Source organism: Candidatus Binatia bacterium (assembly GCA_036504975.1).
Taxonomy (GTDB): domain Bacteria; phylum Desulfobacterota; class Binatia; order UBA9968; family UBA9968; genus JAJPJQ01.
On the sequence record DASXUF010000145.1, the window covers coordinates 1 to 26,455 of the forward strand.

24 protein-coding genes are annotated in these 26,455 nt (G+C 59.2%); 3 read left to right on the forward strand and 21 right to left on the reverse strand.

Annotated elements, in window-relative coordinates:
* The first annotated feature begins 199 nt into the window (after window positions 1-199).
* Together VGL70_18375 and VGL70_18380 are read left to right on the forward strand one after the other, a co-directional pair.
* On the forward strand, window positions 200-787 hold the full coding sequence (locus tag VGL70_18375; protein ID HEY3305493.1) for a hypothetical protein: 588 nt from the start codon (window positions 200-202) through the stop codon (window positions 785-787).
* A gap of 31 nt (window positions 788-818) precedes the next feature.
* Window positions 819-1,226, forward strand: coding sequence for a DUF4145 domain-containing protein (locus VGL70_18380; protein ID HEY3305494.1), 408 nt, complete (start codon window positions 819-821; stop codon window positions 1,224-1,226).
* Between the two features lie 49 nt (window positions 1,227-1,275).
* Here VGL70_18380 and VGL70_18385 read toward each other — a convergent pair whose 3' ends face one another.
* From VGL70_18385 to VGL70_18470, 18 genes are all read right to left on the reverse strand, one after another.
* Complete coding sequence (locus tag VGL70_18385) at window positions 1,276-2,229, reverse strand: hypothetical protein (protein ID HEY3305495.1); 954 nt, start codon at window positions 2,227-2,229, stop codon at window positions 1,276-1,278.
* A gap of 283 nt (window positions 2,230-2,512) precedes the next feature.
* On the reverse strand, window positions 2,513-3,502 hold the full coding sequence (locus tag VGL70_18390; protein HEY3305496.1) for an oligopeptide/dipeptide ABC transporter ATP-binding protein: 990 nt from the start codon (window positions 3,500-3,502) through the stop codon (window positions 2,513-2,515).
* On the reverse strand, window positions 3,481-4,452 hold the full coding sequence (locus VGL70_18395; protein ID HEY3305497.1) for an ABC transporter ATP-binding protein: 972 nt from the start codon (window positions 4,450-4,452) through the stop codon (window positions 3,481-3,483). The genes VGL70_18390 and VGL70_18395 overlap by 22 nt, the downstream gene beginning before the upstream one ends.
* A gap of 2 nt (window positions 4,453-4,454) precedes the next feature.
* Window positions 4,455-5,351, reverse strand: coding sequence for an ABC transporter permease (locus VGL70_18400; GenBank protein ID HEY3305498.1), 897 nt, complete (start codon window positions 5,349-5,351; stop codon window positions 4,455-4,457).
* 9 nt (window positions 5,352-5,360) lie between these two features.
* Window positions 5,361-6,326, reverse strand: a complete 966-nt coding sequence (locus VGL70_18405; GenBank protein ID HEY3305499.1) for an ABC transporter permease — start codon at window positions 6,324-6,326, stop codon at window positions 5,361-5,363.
* 172 nt (window positions 6,327-6,498) lie between these two features.
* Window positions 6,499-8,052 carry an ABC transporter substrate-binding protein gene (locus tag VGL70_18410; protein ID HEY3305500.1) on the reverse strand — a complete coding sequence of 518 codons (1,554 nt, stop codon included), beginning with the start codon at window positions 8,050-8,052 and terminating at the stop codon, window positions 6,499-6,501.
* 169 nt (window positions 8,053-8,221) lie between these two features.
* Entirely contained in the window at window positions 8,222-9,373 is a 1,152-nt protein-coding gene (locus VGL70_18415) for an amidohydrolase family protein (GenBank protein ID HEY3305501.1), read from the reverse strand.
* A 213-nt stretch (window positions 9,374-9,586) separates the two neighbouring features.
* Entirely contained in the window at window positions 9,587-11,200 is a 1,614-nt protein-coding gene (locus tag VGL70_18420) for a UbiD family decarboxylase (GenBank protein ID HEY3305502.1), read from the reverse strand.
* Window positions 11,201-11,239: 39 nt separating this feature from the next.
* Entirely contained in the window at window positions 11,240-12,298 is a 1,059-nt protein-coding gene (locus VGL70_18425; protein ID HEY3305503.1) for a hypothetical protein, read from the reverse strand.
* Window positions 12,299-12,307: 9 nt separating this feature from the next.
* The gene (locus VGL70_18430) at window positions 12,308-13,861 is read right to left on the reverse strand and encodes an ABC transporter substrate-binding protein (protein HEY3305504.1); all 1,554 of its coding nucleotides are present in this window, start codon (window positions 13,859-13,861) and stop codon (window positions 12,308-12,310) included.
* A gap of 234 nt (window positions 13,862-14,095) precedes the next feature.
* The gene (locus VGL70_18435) at window positions 14,096-15,019 is read right to left on the reverse strand and encodes an ABC transporter substrate-binding protein (protein HEY3305505.1); all 924 of its coding nucleotides are present in this window, start codon (window positions 15,017-15,019) and stop codon (window positions 14,096-14,098) included.
* 102 nt (window positions 15,020-15,121) lie between these two features.
* On the reverse strand, window positions 15,122-16,675 hold the full coding sequence (locus VGL70_18440; GenBank protein HEY3305506.1) for an ABC transporter substrate-binding protein: 1,554 nt from the start codon (window positions 16,673-16,675) through the stop codon (window positions 15,122-15,124).
* A 94-nt stretch (window positions 16,676-16,769) separates the two neighbouring features.
* The gene (locus VGL70_18445; protein ID HEY3305507.1) at window positions 16,770-17,852 is read right to left on the reverse strand and encodes an extracellular solute-binding protein; all 1,083 of its coding nucleotides are present in this window, start codon (window positions 17,850-17,852) and stop codon (window positions 16,770-16,772) included.
* An 8-nt stretch (window positions 17,853-17,860) separates the two neighbouring features.
* Window positions 17,861-18,964 (reverse strand): cupin domain-containing protein, encoded by a 1,104-nt coding sequence (locus VGL70_18450; protein HEY3305508.1) that lies wholly within the window; start codon window positions 18,962-18,964, stop codon window positions 17,861-17,863.
* Between the two features lie 36 nt (window positions 18,965-19,000).
* The gene (locus VGL70_18455) at window positions 19,001-19,996 is read right to left on the reverse strand and encodes a cupin domain-containing protein (GenBank protein HEY3305509.1); all 996 of its coding nucleotides are present in this window, start codon (window positions 19,994-19,996) and stop codon (window positions 19,001-19,003) included.
* Between the two features lie 19 nt (window positions 19,997-20,015).
* A complete protein-coding gene (locus VGL70_18460; protein ID HEY3305510.1) occupies window positions 20,016-21,149 on the reverse strand; it encodes an amidohydrolase family protein in 1,134 nt (377 codons plus the stop codon).
* A gap of 26 nt (window positions 21,150-21,175) precedes the next feature.
* Window positions 21,176-22,333, reverse strand: a complete 1,158-nt coding sequence (locus VGL70_18465) for an amidohydrolase family protein (GenBank protein HEY3305511.1) — start codon at window positions 22,331-22,333, stop codon at window positions 21,176-21,178.
* Window positions 22,334-22,345: 12 nt separating this feature from the next.
* Complete coding sequence (locus tag VGL70_18470; protein ID HEY3305512.1) at window positions 22,346-23,308, reverse strand: dihydrodipicolinate synthase family protein; 963 nt, start codon at window positions 23,306-23,308, stop codon at window positions 22,346-22,348.
* Between the two features lie 961 nt (window positions 23,309-24,269).
* On the opposite strand from VGL70_18470, the gene VGL70_18475 reads away from it, so the two are divergent.
* Window positions 24,270-24,509, forward strand: a complete 240-nt coding sequence (locus tag VGL70_18475; protein HEY3305513.1) for a hypothetical protein — start codon at window positions 24,270-24,272, stop codon at window positions 24,507-24,509.
* A gap of 20 nt (window positions 24,510-24,529) precedes the next feature.
* Here VGL70_18475 and VGL70_18480 read toward each other — a convergent pair whose 3' ends face one another.
* The 3 genes from VGL70_18480 to VGL70_18490 are packed head-to-tail and all read right to left on the reverse strand — an operon-like array spanning window position 24,530 to window position 26,266.
* The gene (locus tag VGL70_18480) at window positions 24,530-24,694 is read right to left on the reverse strand and encodes a hypothetical protein (protein HEY3305514.1); all 165 of its coding nucleotides are present in this window, start codon (window positions 24,692-24,694) and stop codon (window positions 24,530-24,532) included.
* Complete coding sequence (locus VGL70_18485; protein ID HEY3305515.1) at window positions 24,643-24,801, reverse strand: hypothetical protein; 159 nt, start codon at window positions 24,799-24,801, stop codon at window positions 24,643-24,645. The genes VGL70_18480 and VGL70_18485 overlap by 52 nt, the downstream gene beginning before the upstream one ends.
* 22 nt (window positions 24,802-24,823) lie before the next feature.
* Window positions 24,824-26,266, reverse strand: coding sequence for a UbiD family decarboxylase (locus VGL70_18490; protein ID HEY3305516.1), 1,443 nt, complete (start codon window positions 26,264-26,266; stop codon window positions 24,824-24,826).
* Window positions 26,267-26,455: the final 189 nt, after the last annotated feature.

Below are 26,455 nucleotides of genomic sequence, written 5' to 3' on the forward strand. Positions count from 1 at the left end.
ATCCTCCTTTCCATAAAGAGTTTTCTCGACCCACTTAGTCCTGAGAGTCGCCTCTCAAAACCGGGTCTTCGCTAACGGGGTGTACCGATAATTCCCCGCGCCGGACTTTAACCGGCTAGTTGCACCGCTTCCGCGGCATACGGACATCGATACTCATACAGGCAACTATTCGTGGGGGCCGCTTGTCTACACGGAGGATATGCTTGTTGAAGAATGCGAAGCCCTATGGAGGAATGCGCTTGGTATAGTCAACGCCTGGGCTCTGTTTAGCATAAATAACAGAAAGATTATTGAGCAAGGAAAGTATTCTGATTCATTGCCAATTGCTCGTGAGCCGCTAAGGACAGAGGAAATCAAAGACTTTTCTGAAGTCGTACTTTCGGAACGTGGACTTGATATCATTTCCTTTCAATTCGAGGATGAACAGCTGATTCTGAAGCTTCGCTGCCAATTGAAAGGTGTGGACCAAGACTCGAAGATGTTCATGCAGTCCGGGCATAGCGTTCGCAAGTTCATCGTGACAATGAAGTATCATGAGGTGACGATTATTGAGCAACTGATGGGCGCATTTCAGATCATTCGCCATCAGATCAGGCAAGATTTTGAATTCATGGCAACCGTCTTTTCGGTTGAAAACGCCAATATTGGCGAGGTCCGTGGCCACACGAGGCAGTTTCAGAAATACGAAGGAAAGAAGTTGCCCAGCATTTCAGAAGACGAATCGGGGTTCGATGAGGTGATCGGAGAGCCATACGGTATTTCCAAAGCCTCCCAAGGGGTTTATTAGCGTAAGAATTCCCAAAGTTGTTACTGACTCACTGGCCGAAGCGGATCGTTCACTACAGGCAAACGCAAATATAGCGGCCTGCGTGATGCTGGGTCGGGCTCTTGAGGCATTATGCATCGACGTGCTCGAGCAGAACGAATCCGCAAAAGGTGCAACGCCAGATGCCGCAATGCCCAAAAAGAAAGTGATGCTAGCGGTAGGCATCAAAAAGCTCAGGGAAAAGAACTTGATCGATGACCGCCTTTACGACTGGAGCCAGCAACTACGCGCTTTTCGTAATCTTGCGGCACACCCCGAGGACATATCCATCTTGAGAGTCGATGCAGAGGACCTTCAGACATTCGTGTATGCGATCGTTGAATACATCAACGACCTCACGGATCGTTATGAGGAATTCAAGAATCGAAGTGAGAGGCGTGCGAAGCATAAGAAAACCTAACCACGCGCTCTAGTCCATTGGCATCATTTCAGGGGTGTTCTTGTTTTGGCTAGACTCCCTCCATCGCCGCCGCTTCGGGATGGAAGAAATCCATATAATCGATCTTGTTCGGCGACAGTCCCTGCTCGTAGGCGTACTGCGTCATCGCTTCCAAGGTGCGGCGGTTGTTCTCGATGTTGTAAGCCCAATAGTTCTCGCCCATCAATTCGCGCTGCTCGTTGACCGCGGCGGCGGCCCATGAGTAGACGATGATGTGCGGGTCGGGCCCCTCGAGCCGGTCGAAGGCCTCGTCGCGCGAGCGGCGAAAGGCGCTGAGCAGGGCCACCGGCGCGCCGGGATGGCGGTCGACAAAATCCTGCTTGAAGGTAACGATATGGCTGGTGGGAAAAATGCCGGTCTTTTTGAAATAGGTCTGTTCCTCCGTCCGGTAGTCGCGGAACAGACGGCGCGTGCGCGGGTCGCGGTTTGTGATCGACGGCAACTGATTGGGGCCGATGACGGCGTCGAGTTTTCCCTCGACCAGTAAATTATCCAACATCTCGTCCGCCCCACCGCGGCCGCCTTTTAATTCCTCGATGCGAATTCCCTGAGCGACGCCTCCTTCCTTCACCCGCGCCGCGTGCCATTCGATGCGGGTGAGATCGACGCCGTAGTAATGTTGCAGCGCGCCGCGCGCCCACACGCCGGCAGTGTTGTCCCACTGCATGATGCCCACCCGCTTGCCTTCCAGGTCGCGCGGCGACTCGATGCCGGCCTTGCTGTTGACGAAAATATAGGACAGACGAAACTTACGGTTGGGAAAGGCCGGTATGGAAATGTGCGGTAGGCCCTTGGCGTAGGCGCGTATGCGCGCCGCGAAGCCGCAGTCCCACGCGTCGGCCCGCTCTTCCGAATCGACGAACTCGAACTCGAAGCCGTCCATCTTGACGGTTCCGTCGGTGATCGGAAGGTTGGGATCGATCTTGGGCTCGCGGAAATAAAAGCGCAGTTTCGGTTCGGCCATCGTTGAACTCCTTAGTTTGGTGTCCCTGACCCCCTCTGTTTCTCCCCCTTAGCAAGGGGGAGATTAAGAGGGGGTTCTGGATTCCGGTTTCGCGGGAATGTTCATGAATCGTTGTACTTCGCCCTCGACCATGAAAACCCTCACCCCTACCCTCTCCCTGAGGGAGAGGGCGAGGGAGAGGGAATCCGCTTGGGCCGAAAGGCGATCGCATCGTGTCGACCGTTCCGTTTTCGGAGGAATGACAATGGGGAAGCATGTCGCTAAAAAATAATCGTAGGGTGCGTCACACCTCGTGACACGCGGCGCGATGATTCGCGCGTTTGTTTTCCAGGGGCGGTTCTATGGTTTTGCATTTCTCGACGCGGATCGGGCACCGGGGCTCCAGACGACAGCCGGAAGGCGGGTTCAGCGGAAAGGTTATCTCGCCTTTGAGCTGGATGCGGATCTTTTCCCTAAAAGTCGCAAGCGTCGGATTCGAGGCCAAGAGCCCCCGGGTGTAGGGATGAACCGGAAACTTGAAAATTTCTTCCGCGGGCGCGATTTCCATTATCTTGCCCGCGTACATCACGCCCACGATGTCCGCCAGATAGGCCACGACGTTCAAATCGTGGGATATGAAGAGCATCGTCAGGTTGAGCTCGCGCTGTAATTTCTTGAACAGGTTGAGAACCTGCGCTTGAACGGACACGTCCAGGGAGGAAACCGGCTCGTCGGCGATGATCACTTTCGGCCCCGCGGCGAGCGCCCTCGCGATGCCGATGCGCTGGCGCTGGCCGCCGCTGAACTCATGCGGGTAGCGGTCGATATGGTCCGCTTGCAGCCCGACCAACTCCATCAGCTCCGCGACCCGATCGCTTTTTTTGCGGCCCCGGATGCCGTGGTAAAGCGTCAGCGGACGCCCGACGATGTCGATCACCTTCATGCGCGGATTGAGCGAGGCATAGGGATCCTGAAAAACCATTTGCAGGTGTTTGCGAATCTCGCGCGCTTCGCGCATGCTCAACCGCAAGATTTCCCTTCCCTCGAAGTAGACCTCTCCCTCGGTCGCCGTAATCAACCGCGCGATCAGCCGGGCCGTCGTCGATTTGCCACAGCCGCTTTCTCCGACCAAACCGAACGTCTTTCCTTCCGGCACGGAAAAGGAGATTTGATCCACCGCCTTGAGAATCTTTTTTCCCGCCACCAGCCGGCTCACCAGCCCGCCGCTCAAATCGAAATACTTCGTGAGACTTTTGACTTCGAGCAGGGCCATCACGCACCGGGAAAGTAACACGCCACCGAATTGCCGCCGATTTTTTTTTCCAGCCCGGGCGAATACTCTTTGCACGTCTCCTTGGCCTTGAAACAGCGCGGATGGAATTTGCAACCCGACGGAGGATGAAGCAAGTCGCAGACCGTGCCGGGAATGGTCTTGAGCGGTCGTTCGCGAAATTCCGGCTCGGGCAGCGCCTCAAGAAGGCCGATCGTGTAGGGATGGAGCGGGCGGGTAAAAAGCGACTCTCTGTCGGCCACCTCGACCAGCGATCCGGCGTACATCACGCCGATCCTGTCGCACAGCCGGGCGACGACGCCGAGATTGTGGGAGATGAAAATGAGCGCCATCTTCAGCCGTTCCCGCAGTTCTTGCAGCAGCTCCAATATTTGGGCCTGGATCGTCACATCCAACGCCGTGGTGGGCTCGTCGGCGATCACCAATTTGGGCTCGCACGAGAGCGCCATGGCGATCATCACGCGCTGTCTCATCCCGCCGGAGAGCTCGTGCGGGTACCGATCCATGATGGCCCGCGGCGCCGGCAGGTGAACCAGCGCGAGGACGTGCTCGGTAAAACCCCGCGCTACTTTTCTCGAATGGCCGAGATGCCACCGATAACACTCCCCGATCTGGTCGCCGACGGTCATGGACGGATTGAGCGAGGTCATGGGCTCTTGAAATACCATCGAGATGTGGCGGCCGCGGATCCGGCGCATCTCCGTTTCGCTTTTCTTAAGGAGATCTTCGCCTTCGAAGAGAATCTCGCCGCCGGCGATTTCCCCCGGCGGCGTGGGGATCAGACGGAGCAAGGACAGCGCCGTCACGCTCTTGCCGCAGCCGGTCTCGCCGACGATCCCGAGACTTTCGCCTTGGCGGACGAAAAAGGAAAGATCGTCGACCGCCTTCACCACGCCCTGCTTCAGAGTAAAACTGACGCTCAGGTTCCGGACCTCCAGCAGCGGGTTTTCCATGCTCACCGCTTGTACTGGCGCGGATCGAAGACGTCCCGCAAGCCGTCGCCGAGCAAATTGAAACCCAGAATAACCAGCGATATCGTGAGCCCCGGAAAAAACGCGGCCCAGGGCTGGATTTGCAGCATCGGGGTGACTTCCTTGAGCATCAAGCCCCAACTGGGCGTCGGCGGAGGAAACCCGAGACCGAGAAAGCTCAGAGAGGATTCCGTGAGAATGGCGTTGCCGAAGTCGAGGCTCAACCGGATCAACAGCGGCGCGAGGCAATTGGGCAAGATCTGGAAAAAGAGAATGCGCGATTCGGATTCGCCGGTCATGCGGGCGGCTTCCACGTACTCTCTTTGCTTTTGCGATAGAACCACGCCGCGCACGATGCGCGCATAAGACGGGATCGAGTTCACGCCGATGGCTATATAGAGCGAGAAAAGACCGCCGCCCAGAGACGCCACCAGCGCGATGGCCATGAGGCGCCCGGGAAAGGCGAGAATCGCGTCCATGAAGCGCATGAAGACGGCGTCGACCCCGCGCCCCGCGTAACCCGCGACGGCGCCGATCGGAATGCCGAGACAGGCGCCCAGCAAGACGGCCCCGAGCGCGACCTGAAGAGCCGTGCGGGCGCCGTACACGATGCGCGTAAAAGTGTCCCGCCCCATGAAATCGGTGCCGAGCAGGTGCTCGGCGCTCGGCCCCTGAAGCCGGTTCGGAATATCGATTTCAAACGGATCGTAGGTGGCGATGAAGGGGGCGAAGACCGCCGCAAACGCGGTGATCGAAATAATGATGAGGCCGAACAGGGCAAGGCGGTTTTCGGCGATGACTCGAAACGCAGCGCCCAGCCCTGAGAGAAAGTCGCGCGCCCTGTTGTCCGTGAGACCGCCGCGTAAGGTTTCAGCCTTCACCGTTCAGCCCTATTCCAGCTGGATTCGGGGATCCAGCCATTTATAGAAGACGTCGACGATCAGGTTGATTCCGACGTAGGTCACCGCGATGATGAGCACGCTGCCCTGAACGATGGGATAGTCCCGGGAATAGATGCCCTCCAACAAGAGGCTGCCGACGCCGGGCCAGGTAAATACCGTCTCGATGATCGTCGATCCGCCCAGGAGGCGCGCGATCTGGAGGCCGACGACCGTAATCGTCGCGACCAGCGAGTTCTTGAGAGCGTGCCTGACGAAGACGACCCGCGGGGGAAGCCCTTTGGCGCGCGCCGTTCGCACATAGTCCTGCTTTATCTGCTCCAGCATCTCGGCCCGGACGTATCGGGTCAAGGACGCCGCCAGGTCGGTTCCCAACACGATCGCCGGCAAAAAGCCGTGCTGCAAAAATTTTAGCGGGCTTTCGAGCGGGCTCGCGTATCCAATGGCCGGCAGCCAGCCGAGCTTCACGCTGAAGAGAACGATGAGCATGAGCGCGAGCCAAAAGTTCGGCATCGCGATGCCCCACATCGCGTATCCCATGGCGGCGTAATCCACGGCCGTGTTTTGGCGCGCGGCGGCGATCACTCCGGCCGGAATGGCGATCGCCACCCCCGTAATCAGGGCCATGATCGCCAGGTAAATCGTGGCCGGGTAGCGCTCGACGAGAATATCGAAAACGGGGCGCCGGGATTGGAGCGAGAGGCCCAAGTCCCCCGAGAGAATGTTTTTCAGCCAGTGGAAGTACTGGATATAAATCGGCTGGTCGAGCCCGAGCTGGTGCCTGAGCGCGACGTACTGCTCCTCGGCGTACCGTCCGCCGGTTTCCGGATCGACGCCCAACATGACCAGCACCGGGTCTCCCGGAATAATCTGTACGATCAAGAAGACGAAGATCGTGACCAGCAACAGAACGGGAATGAGCTGCAGTAGACGCTGGATGACGTAACGCGAAAGCATGGAACACTCAGAGCTTGTGAAAAAATCGCCGATCGCCCTTCGACGGGCTCAGGACGAACGGCTAAGTCCTCGAACTTCCATCGATGTTATCCCGTTCGTGGTGAGCTTGTCGAACCATGAACGAATTTTTTCACAACCTCTCAGAAGCCGTGTAAACGGCCGGCGCGCGCCCTTATTTGTCCAGCCATGTATGGCTCAGCCCGCCGCCCCACCATTGGAACTCGCCTTCGTCGTTTGTGGTAAAGCCCTTAACATAGTCCCGGAACGTGTAAAAGCGGGGCACATAGCCGATCGGCAATTCCGGCAGATCCTCTTTGACCTTGCCGACGACACGGGCGAAGATCTCTTTGCGCTTTTTGGCATCCGATTCGACCTCGGCTTTTGTTAGCAGCGCGTCGATCTCCTTGTCGCAGTAGCCGGGCATGTTGGAGCTGCGGTTCTTGAGGTCTTTCTCGCAAACAAAATCCGGCCCGTAAGTGAGAGACGGATCCGGGTCGATGCTGCCGCCGTAGAACATGAGCTGGAACATGCCTTTGCGCTGCTGCTCCCGATAGGCGCCCCACTCGAGGACGACGGGCTTGAGCGGAACGCCGACTCTCTTGAGCTGCGCCTGAAGGACGGCGATCTCGGTTTGGCGCGGGCCTTCGAGGTCGGAAAGAACTTCGATCGGCTGCCCGTTGTAACCGGCTTCTTTGAGGAGGGCCTTGGCCTTGTTCGGGTCATGGGCGTAGATTTTCGCGCCTTCGGCATACCACAGGTTGCCTTTCGGGTATTTCTGATCGGTCGGCACGCCGAAGCCCATATAAGCGGCGTCGAGAATCTCCTTTTTATTGATTGCGTGCGCGACGGCGTGCCGCAGCTTTTGATTGTTGAAAGGCGGTTCCGTCACGTTGAATATCAAGCGGCGATATCCGGCGGTCGTCGCCTCGACGAAGCCGATCCCTTTCACCTTGCCGTCGACCACCTGCTTCACCCACTCGTAAGGGGTGCGCTCCACGATATCGACGTCTCCCGACTGCAGAGCCGCGAACCGCACGGTGTCGTCGCCGATGGGTCGCAGCACCAGCCGGTCCACGTAGGGTTTATGGCCCCAGTGCCGGTCGAAGCGCTCCAGGACCAGACGCTGTCTCGGTTTCCATTCCACATACTTGAAGGGACCCGTGCCCGGCGGGAACTCGGTGGGCTTTTTGAGACCCGATTCGATCGAGCCCGCGGGCACAACCGGAAAAGACTGAATGCTCGTTAGCGACGTGAGGAAAACGGCGCTCGGCCTTTTCAAATAGATTCTCACCGCGTGCTTTTCCGGCGCCTCGACGCGCTCCACCAGCGCGAGCTGCGAATAGCCGTAAGCTCCGTTTTTGGAATCCATCGTGTATTCCATGGAAAACTTGACGTCCTCGGCGGTCAATTCTTTGCCGTTGTGAAACTGGACGCCCTTTTTCAGCGCAAAGGAATAAACCTTGCCGTCCTTGGAGACTTCCCACCGCTCGGCCAGGTTGGGTTGAATGTTTCCCTGAAGGTCGACGCCGAGCAGGGAGTCGAACATCAACATGCGAATCAGCCGCTCGGTCGAGGCGGTTCTGAGCATCGGATTCAGAACCACGAGATCCTTCTGGATCGCCAGAGTGAGCGTGCCGCCGCGCTTCGGAGTTACGGCGGCGCCGTCCACCGGCGCAGCGGAAGCCACCCAAAAGCAAATCAATCCGATAATGATCGTGCGCTTCATGGGCGACATCTCCTTTCCAAGTCCGGCTCAATCCCGGTCAGCGAAAGCGGAATCCACCCCCTCTCTTTCTCCCCCTTGCTAAGGGGGAGATTAAGAGGGGGTCGCCCCACAGCAACTGGAGATCGAGTGGGGGTTCTGTATGCCCGCGTGCTTGGGCATGACGGACAAATCATCGCTGGCCTATATGGAAATACCGCGCGGCGTTTTTTACCAGGATCTGCTGCCGTTCTTCCTCGGGCACGGCGCCGAACATGTCGTCGATCATGCGGCGCGAATGGGGCCAGTCCCCCGCCGCATGGGGAAAGTCGCTGCCCCACATGATCCTCTCGATGCCCAGATCGTAGCGCAGCCTGAGCCCGATCGGATCATAGATAAACCCCCAATAGCAATGCTCCCGGATGTATTCGCTCGGTTGCCGCTTGAGCGGCTCGATGCCGAAGTAACGAGTCATCCAGTGACGGCTGCGCTTGTAGGTGTCGTCGAGCTGCTCGTAAAAATAAGGCAGCCAGCCGACCTGGGTCTCGGCCCAGTAGATCCTGAGATTCGGGTAGCGATCGAACACGCCCGATAGCATCATCTGGACGGCGTTCAAGCCGCTGGTGCCGCCGAAACGCGTCAACACCCGGACCGGATCGCCGCCGAAGGCGACTTCTCCCGGATCGCGGCTGTATTTAAAAAGCGGCCCGTCGGTCCGCTGCAATCCGACGTGCACGGTGAGCGGCATGTCGAGATCGATGGCAGCGGCCCAAAAGCGGTCGTCCTCGGGCGTCGGCAGAAGCTTCCCGCTCGGAAAAGTATTCAGCGCCACGCCCTTCAAGCCGGCCTTGGCGCAGTACTCCAGCTCCGCCACGGCGGCGTCGACGGACACGCTCGGGATCACGCCCATGGCGAGCAAACGATCGCGCGCGGGAGCGCAGTACTCCTCGGCGAGGAACTCGTTGTAGGCGTGAAGGACCGCGTGGTAAGCCTCGTCGTTGCGGATACCGCGCCAGAAACTCAGATTGCCCGCCGAAGTGAAAAGCACTTCGCCTTCGACGCCGTCCCGCTCCTGCTCTTTACGGCGCTGCTCCGGGCTGCCCGCGCCGGCCGACGTCTCATAATTCAAGCCCGTGAGTTGATGCTCTTCATACGGCCGGCCCGCAACGGCGAGCCCGAGAACGTACACCGGACGGTTCTCGACGACGATGCCGTCGCCGCCGTTGGGGAGCTTGATCAGACGCGGCGCCCGGTCTTTGTATTTAGCCGGAACGCGCGCCGTCCAGCGTTCGGGGGAAATCTCCAGATGAGAGTCGGCCGAAAAAACCCGATAATCGCCTGCCATGAATGATCTCCTCGTTTACCTGGTGCAGTCAACGTGCCCGGGAATCCAAAATTTTAATTTTGCCTTGCGGATAATGGTTCAATTTGAATTCAACATTTCTATGTAGGGGCAGGCCCCTGTGCCTGCCCTTCTTTTCGGGCGACCACGGGGGGTCGCCCCTACGAAATTTTATCAAACTGAACCACTACCGCATTCCACACGCAGTGCGGTTCTTTACTCCCCTTCCACTCCGCGCACCGGTACTCGCCCCTGCTTCATCTTCTCTCCGGTCTCGTAATGGCGCCCTTCGACCGCAAGTCTCCCCGCCTCCAGGTTTTCCTCCGACCACCAGCCGAGCTCGTAGCCGTGCCACGGCTGTCTGAGATTCAGCCGGGGCAGCTCGAGGCTGCCCCAGAGCTTGACCGCCTCCTCCATGATTTCCCTTCGCGGCAAGGACACCGGCGGATACGGCCACGGCCGCGTCGCGTCGATCAACATCCTCGTGGACTGGATATCGGACGTCCCCGCCTGGACGCCGCCGGGATTGCCGGTGTGCGGCGGAAACGCCGACCAGTCGGCGGATTGCAGCTTGGCGGGCTTGATCCTCACGTCGCGGTGCGGCTGCATCCGAAACGTCATCGCCCAGAAAATTCCTTCGGCGTCTCTCGGATCGATGTCGTCGTCGACGACGATGATCATTTTGGCGCCCACCGAAGGAGAATCGTGGCAGGCATCGAGCACCGCCGCAGCCTGCCCGGGCTTGGGATCGCTGACTTGGATACAGCAGAGTCCCCAGCTCCCCGTCGATTCGTGCAACGCGACGCTTTTGACGTTGTCGAACTTGCTTCTTAGATAGGAAAGAACGTTGCCCTCGGCGCCGGTCCCTCGTATCTTGCTGGACTCGGACGGCGGAAACTGGCTCAGCATGGCGACGAAGACGGGTCTCTTGCGGTGCGTGATGCAGGTAATCTCCATGAAAGGATTGAGCTGCTGCGGATCCATGTAGCCGGTGAACTCGCCGAACGGGGCTTCAGGCTCCATCAATTCCGTGTTGATGAACCCTTCTATCACAATTTCGGCGTTGGCCGGAACGACCAAGTCCACCGTCTTCGCTTTCACGACCGGCACGGCCGCGCCGGCCAATCCGCCGGCCACGGCATACTCATCGACTCCATAAGGAATCTTGACCACCGAAGCGTAAGACACGCTGGGCGGCGCGCCGATGACCACGGCCGCAGGCATCGGCTTCCCCGCCTTTTGCCATTTGCGCCAGTGCTGAGAAATATGCTGCTGCCCTCCAGCGTTCATGCCGAGCCGCGTGCGCGCCTTGACCTGGCCGCGGTAGTTGCCGATGTTGCCGACGCCGGTTTCGGGATCGTAAGTGATCCAATGGCTCGCGCTCGTATACGGCGCGGCGTCGAAACCCGGCGTCGAGATCGGGATGGGAAATTCTTCGAGCCCCAGGCCGGGCTTGTTGAGGTCGTCGCCGATATGAACTTCCTCGTGCACCGGAGCGTCTTTGACGAACACGGGTTCGATCGGGTGATTGCGCGCCTCCGTCCACCTTTGGCTGATCTTGTCGGGATCGCACTGCAAGCCGAGAGCGTAAATCTGCCGCGAGCCGGCGAGACAGGCGATCACCACCGGGATGTCATAACGTTTTCCCGAGACGTCCGTCACTTTCGTGAACAAAAACGCTTTCCGCTCGCTTTCGGGAAGACCGCGAAACTGGAGCCGCACCAGCGGATGCAGTTCGGTGTCCTTGTTGATTTCCCGCTCGACGCGAACCAACAGGCCGGCCCGGTCGAGGGCGGCGATCAGCTCGCGAATGTCCTTATAGTACGCCATCAAAATCCTCCTGAGCTGTAAAAATTGACCATCCTCGCATCATCTCGCCGCCGGTATCGGCCCGGGGCCGAGCACCTGCTGCACGATCGCCTTGACCTTCTCGTCTTTCGGCACCTGCTGGAGAAACTTTTCTATTTCTTCGCCGGTGATCGGCTCCGTCGGCTCGGCCGTGTTGCGCTCGTACTCTTTGGAAAATTGCGCATCCTCCCAGATTTTACCGAACGCCGAGCGCAGCGCGGCCGCCGCTTCCGGCGGTATGCGCCGGGAGGCAAAGTAGACCGAGCTTCCCGGACGGCTGTTGTAGTAAAACCGGAGAACCTCTTTCTTTAGCGGCGTGTCCGCGTAATCGTTGACGGCCGGGATCTTGGGAGCCCCCGCAACCGCCTCGGCGCCCCGCCCCTTGATATTTCTGAGCAACACCGGAACCGTGAAACCTTGTTGCAGCCACTGGAACTTGTTTTTCATGAAATCGTACAGCACCTCGGTTTTAGCGTCGGTCTCGCCGCGCTCCACCGCCACGTCGACTTCAGGGCTGCTGTAGCCGACGACCCACTGCGGGTCCTTCAGCTCGAGAACAAACGCCATGATGCGCCCGACGTCGTACATGGTGTGGCCGACGCTTCTCTCCGCGATCCTGAGCTTGGGATGTCCCTTGAGCTTTTCCACCGTGTCCAGGCCCAGCGGCCGGACCACCAGCCCGTAGGGACCTCCCACGCTGGGCGCCCCCAGGAACATGAAGTCGGCGAGCGAGTAACGCGCCACCGGGTCGTTCGAGAGCGCCTTGATGAAAAGGCTCGTCGCAATGTTCGCTATGGTGAGGCCGTCGTTTTTAGCCGCCCCGGCCATATGATTGGCGGCTTGAATGCCGCCCGCGCCGCCCATGTACTGGAAGACGACGTGAGGATGGCCCGGCAGGTATTTTTGCAGGTAGGGCGCCGCGGCGCGCGCCCGGAGATCTCCCAGGCCTCCGGCCGATCGGCCCTGGATGATCGTGAGCGTTTTCCCCTCGTAGAACGGCGTCGCCGCGTGAGCCGTAGAGATTGCCAGAGCCGCGGCGAACGCGGCTCCGATCGCGAGGAGATTTGTGATCCGGCGCATCTCCCCTCCCTACTTGTCGATCCAGGCGTAGTTGAGGCCGCCGCCGTAATACATGAAGTCGCCCTCGTGGTTACTGCTGAAGCCCACGACGTAATCCCTGGAGGCGAAAAAGCGCGGCGTGAAACCGATCGGCAGGATCGGCGCGTCGCCGACGATTTTTGCCGCGACGCGCTTGAAGAGCTGCTTTCTCTTTTCCGCGTCCACCTCGGCTTCCGCCTTCGCGATGGTCGCGTCGAACTCCTTGTCGCAATAGCCGGTTTCATTCACGCGCCTTTTCCTGGGGTCCGCTTCGCAGAGATACTCGTTATAGGCGAACAGCGGATCGGCGTAGAACGAGCCGCCGGCGAGCTTGAACGCGAACTCCCCCTTGCGCCGCGCTTCGAGCGCGGACGCGCGCTCGAGGATTTTCACCTCGACCTTCATCCCGATGCGCCGGAGCTGGGCCTGGATCGCGGCGCCTTCGACCTCCGCGACCTCGCCCCGGTTGCCCATGAGCTGTATCGTCTCGCCTTTGTAGCCGGACTCCTTGAGCAGCGTCTTGGCGCGCTCAATGTCGAACACGGGCGACGGCAGATCGTCGAAGTGCCAGATCGTTCCCTTGGGAAATCTCTGGTCCGTCGTGTCGGCCAGCCCCATGTAGGCCGCCTGGAGGATCTCGCGCTTGTCGATCGCGTGCGCGACGGCGAAGCGGAGCTTCTTGTTGTTGAACGGCGGATCGGCGACGTTGAACTCGATATTCCGGCTGCCGGCGTAGGCGCTCTTGGCAAAGCCGAAGCCCTTCATCTTGCCGTCGACGACCTGCTTCACCCACTCGTAAGGAGTGCGCTCGATGATGTCGACGTCGCCCGACTGCAAGGCGGTGAAACGAACCGTCGCGTCGCTGATCAGGCGCAAGATCACGGTGTCGACGAATGCTTTCTGCCCCCAGTAGTCGCCAAACCTGTCGAGCACGATTTTCTGTCCCGGCTGCCACTCGCGAAACTTGAAAGGGCCGGTGCCGGGAGGAAACGTCGCCGGCTTTCGGATTCCCTCGGGCAGCGATTCCTTCGGAATCGCCGAGAAGGCGCGGATCTTAGTCAGCGCGGTGAGAAAAGTCGAAGTCGGACGCTTCATCTGCACTTTGACGACGTATTTTCCCGCCGTCTCGACCCGCTCGACGAGGTTCAGGTCGCTGAAGCCGTAGGCGCCGTTTTTCGGATTCAACGTGTAATCCATCGCGAACTTGATGTCGTCCGCCGTCATCTCCTGGCCGTTGTGGAACTTCACTCCTTTGCGCAGGTTGAACGTGTAGAGCTTTCCGTCTTTGGAGAGCTGCCACGACTCGGCCAGGTACGGCTGGATGTTTCCTTTGAGGTCCATGTTGAGCAGCGGCTCGAACATCAGCTCGCGAATCCGCGACTCGGTCGAGCTGGTATTGATCATGGGATTCATCAGCGCCATGTCCTTGCTGATCGCCAGGGTCAAGGTCCCCCCTCGCTTCGGCGTCGCCGACGCGGCGTCCACTTTAGACATGGCGCTCGTCAAAAGGACCAGGACAAAACTCATCAGGAAAAGTCGTTTCATACCGATCTTCCCTTCTTGGATTCCTGCCTGTTCAATGTTCGACAAAACAGCATCAACAAAGATTCTCGCGCCAAGCCGCCAAGACGCAAAGTAAAATATTTGCTTTTCTCCGAACTTAGCGCGCTTTGTGGTTCGACCATGCTCACCACCCTGAGTCCATCGAAGGGCGTCTTTGCGCGGAAGGCTCGTCGTGTGGCTCATTCGAATGGCCATGCAGCCATCCCGGATTGCGTTCTAGGCTCGTCCGTAAAGCCCGTCGATGAATCCCGAATTGTCGAGCTGCCTCAGATAGTGGAGGTCCCAAAGCGCGAGCGGGCTCAACTGCTTCGCTTCCGGGCTCTTGATGCAGCCGAGCTCGTAGGCGTTGATGACCGCTTGCGCGTCGGGGTAGGGCTTCCTCGGCATCCGCTCCAAGGCGCCATATCGATAGGATCGCCCGGTCTTCTTGCTCAAATTTTCCAGGATCCGTTCCGTCTCGCTTCTTTTGGTGTGGGCGAAATGAATCGCCAGCACCTGCGCCTTGACCAAGCGCTCGCCGAAATCTTTCTTTTTATTGAGAACCGTGTAGGAGGTCGTCAACGTCGGTCCGTTGATCATAGGCAGCGGCGGCAGAGGCAACACATGGAACCCCTGCTGCTTATACTTTTCACCGCCGCCGGCGAACATCGCGTCCGCCTTACCCGCCTTGAGCGCCTGAAACTGGGCATCCGACTCTTCAAACTCCACCCAGTGGACGTCCTTGATGCCGATGCCGGCCCGAATGAGATACATCATGTGGTTTCCACGCACGTGATGAAACCCGCCGTCCCTTCCCGCCATCAGGGTATCGACGATGCGCCGGCCGCGCAGCTCTTGAATCGAGGCGATCGGTTCCCGCGAAACGATCGACGCGCTCGTGGCATTCACCGGCGAGGCTAAGCTCACGATCGGCTTGCCTTGAACGATGAGGGCGTACGGCGTCAGATGGTTCCCGGAGATGAAATCGATGTCCCCATTGAAAAGAGCCTTCTCCGCTTCCGGCGGCTGGGCGCAATAATCGAACCCCGCCAGCTCCAGGCCGGCTCGCTCCCAAATCCCTGCCTCTTTCATGACCGTCCATATGGGAAGATGAGAGCCGGACCGATAGACGCCGCGAACCTTTATTTTTTTTTCAGCCATTTGAGTGACCTCCTTGTTGAACCTGTCCATGTAGGGGCAAGCCCCTGTGCTTGCCCGCTTTGGGCGACCACGGGGGGTCGCCCCTACAGATTGTCGCCTTCATCATTTATCGATCCACGTATGGCTCAATCCTCCCTCTCCCCACTGGAAGGCGCCGGAAAAATCCGTCTGAAATCCCTTGACGTGGGAGCGGAAGGCAAAAAACCGCGGCGTGAATCCGATCGGGAGGATCGGCATGTCCTCCATCTGCATCGCCGTAAGACGCCGGTATAAAACCCTTCTTTTTTCTATATCCGATTGCGCTTCCGCTTCGGCGAGCAGAGCGTCGAACTGCTTGTTGCAGTAGCCGCTCTCGTTTTCGCGCCGGTTGTTCAAATCCGGTTCGCAGCGGTATTCCTGAAGCAGCGGGATCGGCTCGGGATATTCCCGCCCGCCGGAAAGCTTGAAAGCGTAGTTTCCCTTGCGGCGCGCTTCCAGGGCCGAAGCGCGCTCGAACATTTTCAACTGGACCTTGATTCCGATTCGCTTGAGCTGCGCCTGGATGACCGCGCCTTCGACCTCGGCCGCTTCGCCGACATTGCCCATCAGCTCGATCGTCTCTCCCTTGTAGCCCGATTCCTGCAACAAGGCTTTGGCCTTGCTCAAGTCGTATTCCGGCGCCCGCACGTCTACGAAATACCAGGTGTGCCCCTTCGGATATCTTTGATCCGAAGCTTCGGCCAGGCCCAGATAGGCGCCCTGCAAGATCTCTTTCCGGTCGATGGCATGCGCGACCGCCAACCGCAGCTTCTTATTATTGAAAGGCGGCGCGGCCACGTTGAACTCGACGTTGCGGGCCCCCGCCAGCGACGCTTTCGAATAGCCGATCCCTTTGGTCTTGCCGTCGACGATTTCCTTTACCCACTCGTAAGGGGTCCGCTCGATGATGTCTACATCGCCCGACTGCAGGGCGTTGATTCGAACCGTCGCGTTGGCGATATCGCGGAGAACGACACGGTCCACAAAAGCCTTGGGGCCCCAATATTGATCGTGACGCGCCAGAATGACCCGCTGTCTCGGCTGCCATTCGACGAACTTGAACGGTCCGGTTCCCGGAGGCATGCTCTTGGGTTGTCGGACACCTTCCGCCAGCGATCCCTTCGGAATGACGGAAAACGCCCGGATGTCGGACAGCCAGGTAAGAAACAACGGGTCGGGGCGCTTCAAGTAGAGCTTCACCGTAAGCGGGTCGGGCAGCTCCACTCGATCCACGACCGAGAGCGTGTCGTAACCGGTCGCGCCGTTCTTAGCGTCCATCGTGTAATCGATGGCGAACTTGACGTCCGCAGCCGTCATTTCCTTGCCGTCGTGAAAGCGCACGCCGCGCCGGAGCTTGAAGGTATAAACCTTGCCGTCTTTGGAGACGTCCCAGGATTCCGCCAGGTTGGGCCGGATGTTGCCGCGGGCGTCCAATCCCAAGAGCGACTCGAACATCAGCTCGCGAATCCTGGCTTCGGTGGAGCCGGTGGCCACCAACGGATTCATGAGCGCCATGTCTTTGCTGATCGCGAGAGTAATCGTCCCTCCCGGCTTGGGCTCGACGGAGGCGCTGTTGACGAAGCATGCCGAGCCGAGAACGACCGTAAGGAGCAAGGCTATTCTTACGAGCTGCTTCATAGCGAACCCTCCTTTTTATTGGCGTCGAAGAATTGAAGACGACCGGTCGCGGCTTTCAAATTTGCCACCTGATATCCCGAAGAGCAGCCCTTCGCTACCTCACGAGAACCTCTTTCATGATTTTTTGCATCGGCTTGGCGACTTCTTCCGTCTTCTCCGGCGTGATCACGACGAGAGAAATGCCCCTTTCCTCGAAGTTCGAGAGCTCTTCGTACAAAGAGTTGACCCCCCTCCTTCCGGAGAGTCGGCCCGTCGCGACGAGAATCTTCGCTCCTTCGGCGGACTTCATAAAATCCACGAACAACGCCGCCGCGTGCGGATGCGGCGTGTTGGTATAGATCCCGATCGGGCCGCTGACCTCCGCGGGGATCGGCGTCGCGAAAATCAGCTCCGCCGGACAGCCCTTGTATTTCATCCTGAGAATCGCGTCCGGGTAGATCTCCGACGCCACCTTGTACTCTCCGGCGCAAAGCAGCTGTGCTTGGAGAGTGTGGCCGCGCCGTATAAGCGCGCCGTTCTTCATCAGCCCTTCGACGAAAGCCCGGGTCTTCTTTTCGCCCCAGGCGACAAGCCAACCCATCAGCGCCCTTTCCGGCTCCAGATCGATCGAAAGATTTCCCTTCCATTTGGGATCGAGAAGGTCCTCGTAACTCCTGGGCGCTTGTTCTCTCTTGACGAGCTGCGTGTTGTAAGCCATCGTCGAGATACCCAGAGCATCGGCGTGCCAATAGCCGTCAGGATCGGAGAAATATCTCGGAAAGAACTGCGACTCCGGCGAGTGGTAACGTAGATAGATCCCCGCCTTCTTGAGCGTCAGGACGCTCTCGGTGCCGACCAGAATCGCGTCCGCGTCCAGCTGGCTGGTCCGATGCTCCGTCAGGGTGCGAAACACGAGCTTGTTGCCGCTGCCGCGCCAGAACTCGGCTCTTATGAAGGGATATCTCTTCATGAACCCGGCGCTATAAGCGCCCAACAGATCGGCATTCGAGACGCCGTAGAATTTAAGCGAGCCTTCGCGCCTGGCCCCCTCCTCCAGGCGGCTTTGCCGCACGGCGGGGGAGAGCTTGTTGACTTCAGCGAGCAAATCCTCGACGCGGCTTGCTTTAACGGTGGATGCAAACCCGCCGATGATCAGCAGGACGCCGAAAATTTTCCGCCATGGCGCACGCCACCGCATGCTAAGCCTTACTGTTTTTGCGTGCAAAAGGGATGGTAGCTTCCCATTCGACACTGCGCGCCGGCTTTTTTCAAAGCCGCTTCGAAGTCGGCGTGGAACTCAGGATTTTCATCTTCATACTCGATCTGGTCGCCGCCTTCCTTGACGCTCTTGTAAACGTAGCCCTTGCCGCCGGCTTTTGGCTTGTCGCTGCCCCAACCGATGGCGAGGAAAAAAACCCGCTCGGCGCCGCCGTTGAAATGCTGATGAAACCACATCTCCGGCGGCACGAACATGCTCCCCGGTCCCCAATCGATTCGCTCGATCGGCTTTCCTTCCTGCCACATGAGCGAGTATCCATGGCCGCGAATGATGACGATATGGATCCCCGGGCCGTGGCGGTGGGCTTTCTTGTACGACCCGATCTCCCATTGCGAGACATGCGACTTGACCGTGTTGTTCACCATGTTAAAAACCGTGCTCTTGGCGCCGCCGCCGCGGTTGAACCCTCCTTCCGCAAAGGTCTGGCACGTTTTGACGTCCGCGATAAAGTTAGTCGACCAGTGCTTGGCCGGGTCGCTCTGCTTGAAATAGCCTTCCTCGCCGTTGAAACGATCGCGAAAGACGAAGGAGTTTTCGAAAACGAATTCCGGGTTATTAAACGTGTCGATCACGCGCGGCGCGCTCGTCATCGCCACGTAGCGCACGGGCTCGGTGCCCGAGGCGTTGAAATGCTCGTGCCAGGCGTTCATGGGAATCGAAAAAAAACTTCCGTCCTGCCATTCGAAGGTTTCTTTCTTGTCCGGCGAGATCCACACCGACGTCGCCCCTCGGCCCTTGAGGACATAGATCGTCTCTTCGAACAGGTGCCGGTGCGGCTTGAGAGACTTTCTCGGCGGAATCTCGGCGACATAGGCGTCATTGAACCCGCCCGTGCCCTCGAGGTTGATGAACGCGGCCCGTCCTTCCCCGCTCGAACGCCAGGGCGCGAGCTCGACGTCCAGAAGATTTTTGACGAATAGACCCCGGTAGGTGGTGAGACCCTCCGAGTCCTTCCATTGTTCGTAAGGAGATTTGTAGGCTATCCTTTCTCTGACTTCGTCCTCGACGGTCATTTGCGCCTTAGCCATCATGGAACCCTCCTTCGTGTTCGTTTACGGCGTAGCCGCCTACGTCGCCTGCGCCTCCTCGCGGTACAGTCCCAGCGCTTTCATCGCGGGCCAGTCGTTGATCGAGAACAGGATCACGTCTTCGTCGAGGCTGTTCTCGTGATGGTGCCAAAACCACGGCGGCACGACGAAGATATCGCCTTGCCCCCATTCCGTCCTCGATCCGTCAATCACGGTGGCGCCGCTTCCCCGAAAAGCCTGATAGACGGTCGTGCTGGTGTGACGATGAGAGCGGGTCTTTTCCTTGGGTCTCAGGAGTTGAACTTCACACGAATAGGTCGGAAGCGTAGGACCGCCCGTGAACGGGTTCACGTATTCCAGCTTGATCGCGTCGAACGGGTCTCCTTCGCTCTCCTTCAAGGTCAACAGCGTCGGGTAAGTTTCGGCCCAGCGGTAGCGGAATGGCGGCGCGATAAATCCGGGCTTCATCCACGTGGGGCGAGCGACGCCGAGCAGCTTCGCGGAATAGCCGTCGGGCTTCTCGACCGGCTGCTGATCCTGCGGATAATTTTCGCCCGACAGCGCGCCCAGATAACTCACCAGGCGCACGTCCAGGCCGTCGAGCCACATGATCGGCTCGTCGGAACTGTTGTAATGATCGTGCCAGGTCCAATTGGGAGTCGTGATCAGGTCCCCCTCTTCCATCGGGAACCGCTCCCCTTCGACAATGGTGTAAGCCTTGGGCGAGCCTTTGATGACGTAGCGAATCGCGGCGGCGACGTGCCGGTGGGCCCGCGCGATCTCGCCGGGCTTGACGAGCTGGACGGATAGGTGGATGGTATTGGACATTCCCGCCGGCAGGCTCGGATTGCGCATCTGAACGGTCCTTCTGCCGGTCTGGTCCATGGGAACCACCTCTCCGGCTTGGCGCAGACCTTCGTAAATATCGGCCCATTTCCAGAGATAGGGTTCGACCTTCGGTCCTCGGGGCTGGTGATCCCAATGGCCTTTCAAATTTCTTTCCGCGAGCCAGCGATCCAGGTCGGAGATCTTCATACTGCCTCCTCTTTTTCCGTCAATGAATTTTGTACAGTTCGGCCGCGTTGTCCCAAAGAATCTTTTTTCGCTCGCCGTCCGGTACGCCGTCGAAGCTTTTCTCCAAGAACTTTCTGCTCTCGGGCCAGGTGGACGTGGCGTGGGGAAACTGGGTGGACCAGAGAATATTTTTCGTCCCGATGTAGCGCCGCGTCTTCATGCTGGCCTGGTCGTACCATCCGACGACGTAGCACTGCCGCTTGAACATCTCCGAAGGCGTGAGATCATACCCGTGCGACGGGAGCTGATCCCCCTTGGCTTGAAAATCCGTATACTCGAGAAGATACGCCCCCCACCCGAGCCCGCTTTCGCCGAGAACCACTTTCAGCTCCGGGAAGCGCATCAAGATCTTCGAGATCAAAAGATTCACCAGGACTGAAACCTGACTTACCGGCCGGGTAATGGACTCGAGCGCCGCCGCAATCTCGGGGGAGTAACCCTCGTAGGGTGGAACCTGAATCGCCGCCGATGACCCGGCATGAAAACAGATTGGAACATCCAATTCCGCGCACACGGCCCAAAGCGGGTCGTAGACCGAATCGTTGATGTGGGGGACATCGCGAAGCTCCATCGGGATCGCCGGATAAATCACCCCTCTGTGGCCGTTGGCGACCGCGCGCCGGACTTCCTTGACCGCGGCCTCCGCCGGAAACAGCGGCGCAATGCACTGGGGAATGAAGCGCTCGCTGACGCCGGCCCATTCCTCGATCAGCCAGTCGTTGTAGGCCTGGACGCACGCGAGCTCCAATTCCGGGTCCTGGATCCGGCCGAACGTCTCCCCCGCCACGCCCGCGACGCTCGGATACAAGACGGCATAATCCACCCCATCGGCATCCATCGCCTTCAAACGCTCGCGCGGGTCGTAGACCGCGCCTGGAACATCCTGCCAGCGCTGCGGGCTCTCCGTCCGATCCGCCATGGCCGCGCCGGCGTCCGCAACCCCGCGGCGGGGCAACTCACGCCCGTCGACGACCCACCGCTCTACACCGCCCGATCTTTGCTCTATATGAGGGATTCTGTTGCGCCACTTGGTCTCCGACAGGCGCCGGGTCCAGACTTCCGGGTGTTCCTGAACGTGCTCGTCGGCGCTGATGAAAGATTCTCTCGCCACCATCGCAATTTTTATTCCCCTTTGCGGCGTCAGGCAAGACCGTACAGGCTGAGAGCGTTTTCGTATAACATTTTCTTCCGCTCCGGCTCCGGCACGCCGGCGAGCGTCTGGTCGACGAAGCTCCATGATTTGGGATACGTCGAGGCGATGTGCGGGTAATCCGATTCCCACATGATCTTGTCGACTCCCACGGTGTGGCGCAGCTCGATGCCCGCCATCTCGTACCAGAAATCCACGTAGATCTGGCGCCGAAACAGATCGCTCGGCCGCGTGCGAATCCCCGCCTCCCAAAGGCGGCGCCGCTCCCATTCATGATCGCAAGACTCGAGCACATAATTGACCCAACCCAGCCCGGTCTCGGCGCAAACCCATTGCAAATTCGGATAACGATCCAGGATGCCGGAAAAGATCAGGTTGGGAATCAATTGCGCGGGCGTGGCGCAGAGTCTCGCGGTGGAGACCGTATGGAATTCTCTTGCAGTGAAGCCCTTCCACTTGGGCACGGAAAGCTGCGTGGCCAGGCCCGCCGAGCCGTGCCAATGCACGGGAACCCCGAGATCCTGGCAGCAGGCCCACAGCGGCTCCCAGAAAGGATCGTTCAGCGAGTGAAGCCCTTCTTTGGTGAGGCTCGGCTCGGCCAGCATCACGACGCCCCTGTGGCCGAGCTTAGCCGCGCGCTCGACTTCGGCCACAATGACGTCGGCGGGGCTCAGATAGGGAATGATCGCTATCGGGACGTAAAATTTGCTGGCCGCGCGCCACTCCGCCAGCGCATCGTTGTGCGCCCGAACACAGGCCAGCTCGAAAGCGGCGTCGGCTTGCAGGAACGCGAAGTTCTGAACCGGAGTGTTGGGAAAAAGCACTTCGCCGTCGATGCCGTCGTGGTCCAGCGCGCGAAGACGCTCGGCCGGGTCGTACACGATCTTGGGAACCTCCTCCCAACGGAGCGGATAGTATCCGCGCTCCACGCCTCCCTCCATCGCCGCCGGACAGTTGCAAACCCAGCCGCCACGCACTTTTCCATTGATCATCCAGCGCTCGACCGGTTGGTCGAATCCCTCTTCCTTGACCTCGACGACCTGCGGGATGCGATCGCCCCACCGGGCTTTCGACATCCTCTTGGTCCAGGCGTCCCGGTCCAATTGGCCGTGGGAATCGCAGCTGAACAAACCGTGCTTCAGTTCCATCCGACTACCCCATCAGGCCGCCGTTCGGTTTCTCTCAGCCTCGACGAGCGGACGATACTTTTCGTTGAGCTTCTGCCAATGCGCGGCTCGCTTCTTGGCCTTTTCCATCTGGGCCTCGGGAAAATTGAGAAACGGCACCCGGGTCGGTCCGACTTTACAATAGTCCGCAAAGTCCGCCGGCCGTTTGTTTCCGGAACCGGGCACCGGCCGGCCGCCGCCCCCATCCTCCGCCAGGTCGGCAATGACTTCCGATGCCTTCTCGTCCTCGCCTCTTTTGACCAGGTCCAACAGATACAGCACCGGCCACGGTCCCATCCACACCTCGGTCGACCAGCAGCCCGCGGCGCCGAGACGGTAATAAGGATGCAATTGCACCTGATTGACGAAGACGCTGATCTTTCCCTTGACGATTCTCTGCAACTGCTGGAAAGCCGACGTGGTTCTATGACTGTCCTTCATGCCTATAATCGTCGGGTTCTTCACCAGCTCCTTGAAGGCCGCTACGGGGATCGTGAACTTGTGATTTTCCGGGTTGTGGTAGATGACGATATTCAAGGTGGGGAAAAGCTCCGCTATATCGTGATAGAAGCGAATCGCGTCCGCGACCGGGAGAGTTTCGTAGTACGGCACTCCCAGAAGAACTCCATCGGCGCCCAGGTCTTTGACGAATTTCATCTTCTGGACGACTTCCCGTGGGTTGGGGCTCGTGCAACCGATGAACAGCGGCACTCGCTTCTTAACGGCCTCCACCGTGGCGACCGCCAGGGTTTTAAATTCGTCAAAGAGCAAATTGTAGCATTCACCGTATGTTCCCGTAGTCGCAATATTGTTGGCGCCGTCTTTGATAATCCGGTCGACCCCCTCCTTGAGGTTATCGACCGCAATAGTCTCGGTCGCCCGGATATCGACGGCGTCCGGCGTCGAAAAGGCCGGCATCATGGCTAGCACTCCACTCAGATCTTTGGCGGATAACATAGAACACCTCCTGATTATTGTTGTGTTTCGCACGCTATAATTCCGCCCGCGGCTTGTCAAATTGAATTGTCTGCAGGAAATGGCCGGATAAAACACGGCAAGCCGCGGCCAAATCATAGGTTGGCAATTTACCGGCCGCGCGATTTTCAAAGCGCAAAAAAACGGGCGGAAGGCGGCTTCGTTCCACCCAATTCCTGAGGTGGAACAAGCGACCGCCTACCGCCCGCGTATGCGCGAGGGCTGGCAGCCTTAGTCTTTCGTTTTTTACCGATCGCTTGATGACGAAGAGCCGGATACGCTGCCTGACCCTGTCGCGCTTCCCGAACCGGATACGCTTCCCGAGCTGGAAGTGCCGGAGCCGGATCTACTTCCGGACCTGGATGAACTGGACGATCCCTCATCTCCCGAAATCGATCCCGATCCTGAGCCCGACGCGGAGCAACCCCCGATCGCCAGAGCGCCCACCAGGAGCGGAACGGCCGCTAACAAATGTTTTCGATTCATGTGATCCTCCTTTTTTTGTTTGATCTCGTTTCGTGAACCGCAGCTGCTTCCCCCTGGTTCCTACTCTAAAGTGATAGCTTCCTCGGTCAACGTGGGAAAATACCCGACGCGGGTTAAAGAAGTCGCGCTCATTTAATGAGATGCAAAAGCGGTCACCAAACTTCCGACGAAGATCCAAAACATATGCGTGGCACGGCGGAGTAACCGCCCGACGGGGGTTTCTCGAAGGGCCGATGCGTGGGGACGTGGAGCTTCAACCGTACTTCAGAAATTTCTCTTATGACTCTCGTGCCGCGTAACACAGGACGTATCGCATCGGCCTGGAGAGAGACTCACGGCGGGCGAACGGTGGTAGGACAAACTCACCGCCCTGAGGACTCGAAGCTAGATCGTATTTTCAGAGGCTTGGGTGGCTCGCTAACTTTTTTCCGTTAGTCCCTGGTGCACTTTCTCGACGGTGATCGGAAGACTCGTCAGCCGCACACCGGTCGCGGCGAAGACCGCGTTGCCGATCGCTGGAGGAATCGGCGTGATGGCGTGCTCGGCGGCCGGCTTGGCGTTGAACGGACCGGGACCGCTGGTCGCGCTGAAGACGAGCGTCGTCTCGCGCGCCGGGATGTCGCGAAGTGAGTATCTTGTAATCGCCGAGCGTCAGCGTGGTCACGCGGCCGTCGTCCAACACCACTTCTTCGCATAAGGCCATTCCGAGTCCTTGTATTATCCCGCCTTCAATCTGCCCCTGGGAAACGTGTGCCCGGTCAAGTTCGGGCTCACGTCCGCGGCGGTGATGACGGCCTTGACGCCGGGAAGCGACTTTGCCCGGCTCGTATCTATATTAAGGATACGCGCGTGCGGCAGCGGGCTGCGCAGTACCTTGCCCAGAGCGTTCCCGGACGGATCACGTCGGCGGCATAGCGCGCCCCGCCGTTGACTTTTCCCATGCCGTCCTCGCGCGGGAGCGGCCGGCCGATCACTTTGAATTTCACCATGGTGCCGTAAACCTTTCCGGTGTCACAGTTGCAAAATCTTCGCCCATTTCTCCCGGACCTGCTTTTTGAACTCCGCGCTCGACTCGGCGACCTTGGGGAACTGGTTGCGCCTGGAAAAAGGCCGGCAGGCGTCGATGATCGCGCACGAGCCCGTGAGCCCGGCGCTCTCGTCGAACCGCGAGCGCACCATCGGATCGAGCATGTTGGCGTGGGTGTGGTCTATGATCGTGATCGAGCGCGCCGGATCGCTCCGCGTGCAGACGGCCCACATGACCTCTTCGAGATCGAGGACGTCGATGTCGTCATCAACCACGATAACGTAGCGCGTGGAGTGCGACGGGTGCAGAAGCTGCGACGCGACCACGCCGGCCTGGCGCGCGTGGCCGTCGTATCCCTGCTTGAGGCTGATCAAGGTCAGCAGATTGGCGCCGCCCGACTCGGGACGGTAGACTCCGGCGATGCCGCCGATCCTCGCGCGCTCCATTAACTCCCAGAGGTTCGCCGATTTGATGATCGAGCTTCGATAGGTGCTGTCGTGCGGCGGCCGTCCCGGCCACGCGCCGAGGAGGATCGGCTCGTTGCGGTAGTAGACCGCCTCGACACGGATCACCGGCTCCGGCCGCGCTTCGCTGACGTAATAGCCCGGCCATTCGCCGAACCTGCCCTCGCTCTTGACGTCGTTCGGATGGAGGTAGCCTTCCAGGACGATTTCGCTGAACGCGGGAAGCGGAAGGCCGGTAATCTTTCCAGGGACGACGGGAATTCGCTCGCCGAAGACCGCGCCTATATAATTATACTCGGAGACGCCCGCCGGCAGCGAATAAGAGCCGCCGAAGAAAATCGCCGGATGGTGTCCCGCCGAGATCGCGATCGGACAGGGCTCGCCGTGGTTCCAATAGCTCTCCATGATGACGCGGCCGTGGTGGCCCGGCGCGATGAAAATCCCCGCCGACTTTTCGTCGTGGACCATCACCCGGTAGGTGCCGAGGTTGACCCAATCGCCGTTGCGCTCGCGCATGATCGCGACCGAGCCGGTGCCGATGTAGCGGCCACCGTCCTCCTCGTGCCAGAGCGGCGCGGGAAATTTAAGAATATTCACTTGCGCGCCCCGATCGACGTTCTGAAAGATCGGTCCGTCTTCGACGGGCAGCGGCGCGTACGTGGCCATGTTGTCGCTCCAGCCCCGCATCTTCTCTTTCATGAAGCGGATCAGCTCGAAGCCCTCCAGCTCCGCCGGCAGTCCGAGGGTGAGGGTGAGCAGCTTCGCGCGCGCCATCGCGCCTGCGAGGACGCGGAAGCCCGGCGGGTAGTCTTTGACGCGGTCGAACAGCAGCGCCGGCCCGTGGACCTTGGCGTTCAGCTCGACGACGGTGCCGATCTCCTTATTCCAATCGGCGCCGTCGAGCCGCTTGAGCTCGCCTTGCGCTTCGACGGTCTCTATCCATGATCGCAAATCGGTCTTCATCTCATCCTCGCTTCGCTCGGAATCTCAAATTTCAGATCTCATATCTCAGATCAGTATCGTCCGACAGATTTTAGGAGTCTCAGTTTAAACGCTAGGTTTTTTACAGTGTTCATGACGTTTCAAGGTGTTAACGATTTGAATTCGGAATGCCAATGTCGGCAGTCTTTCGGGACTTTCCCGGGAGGCACC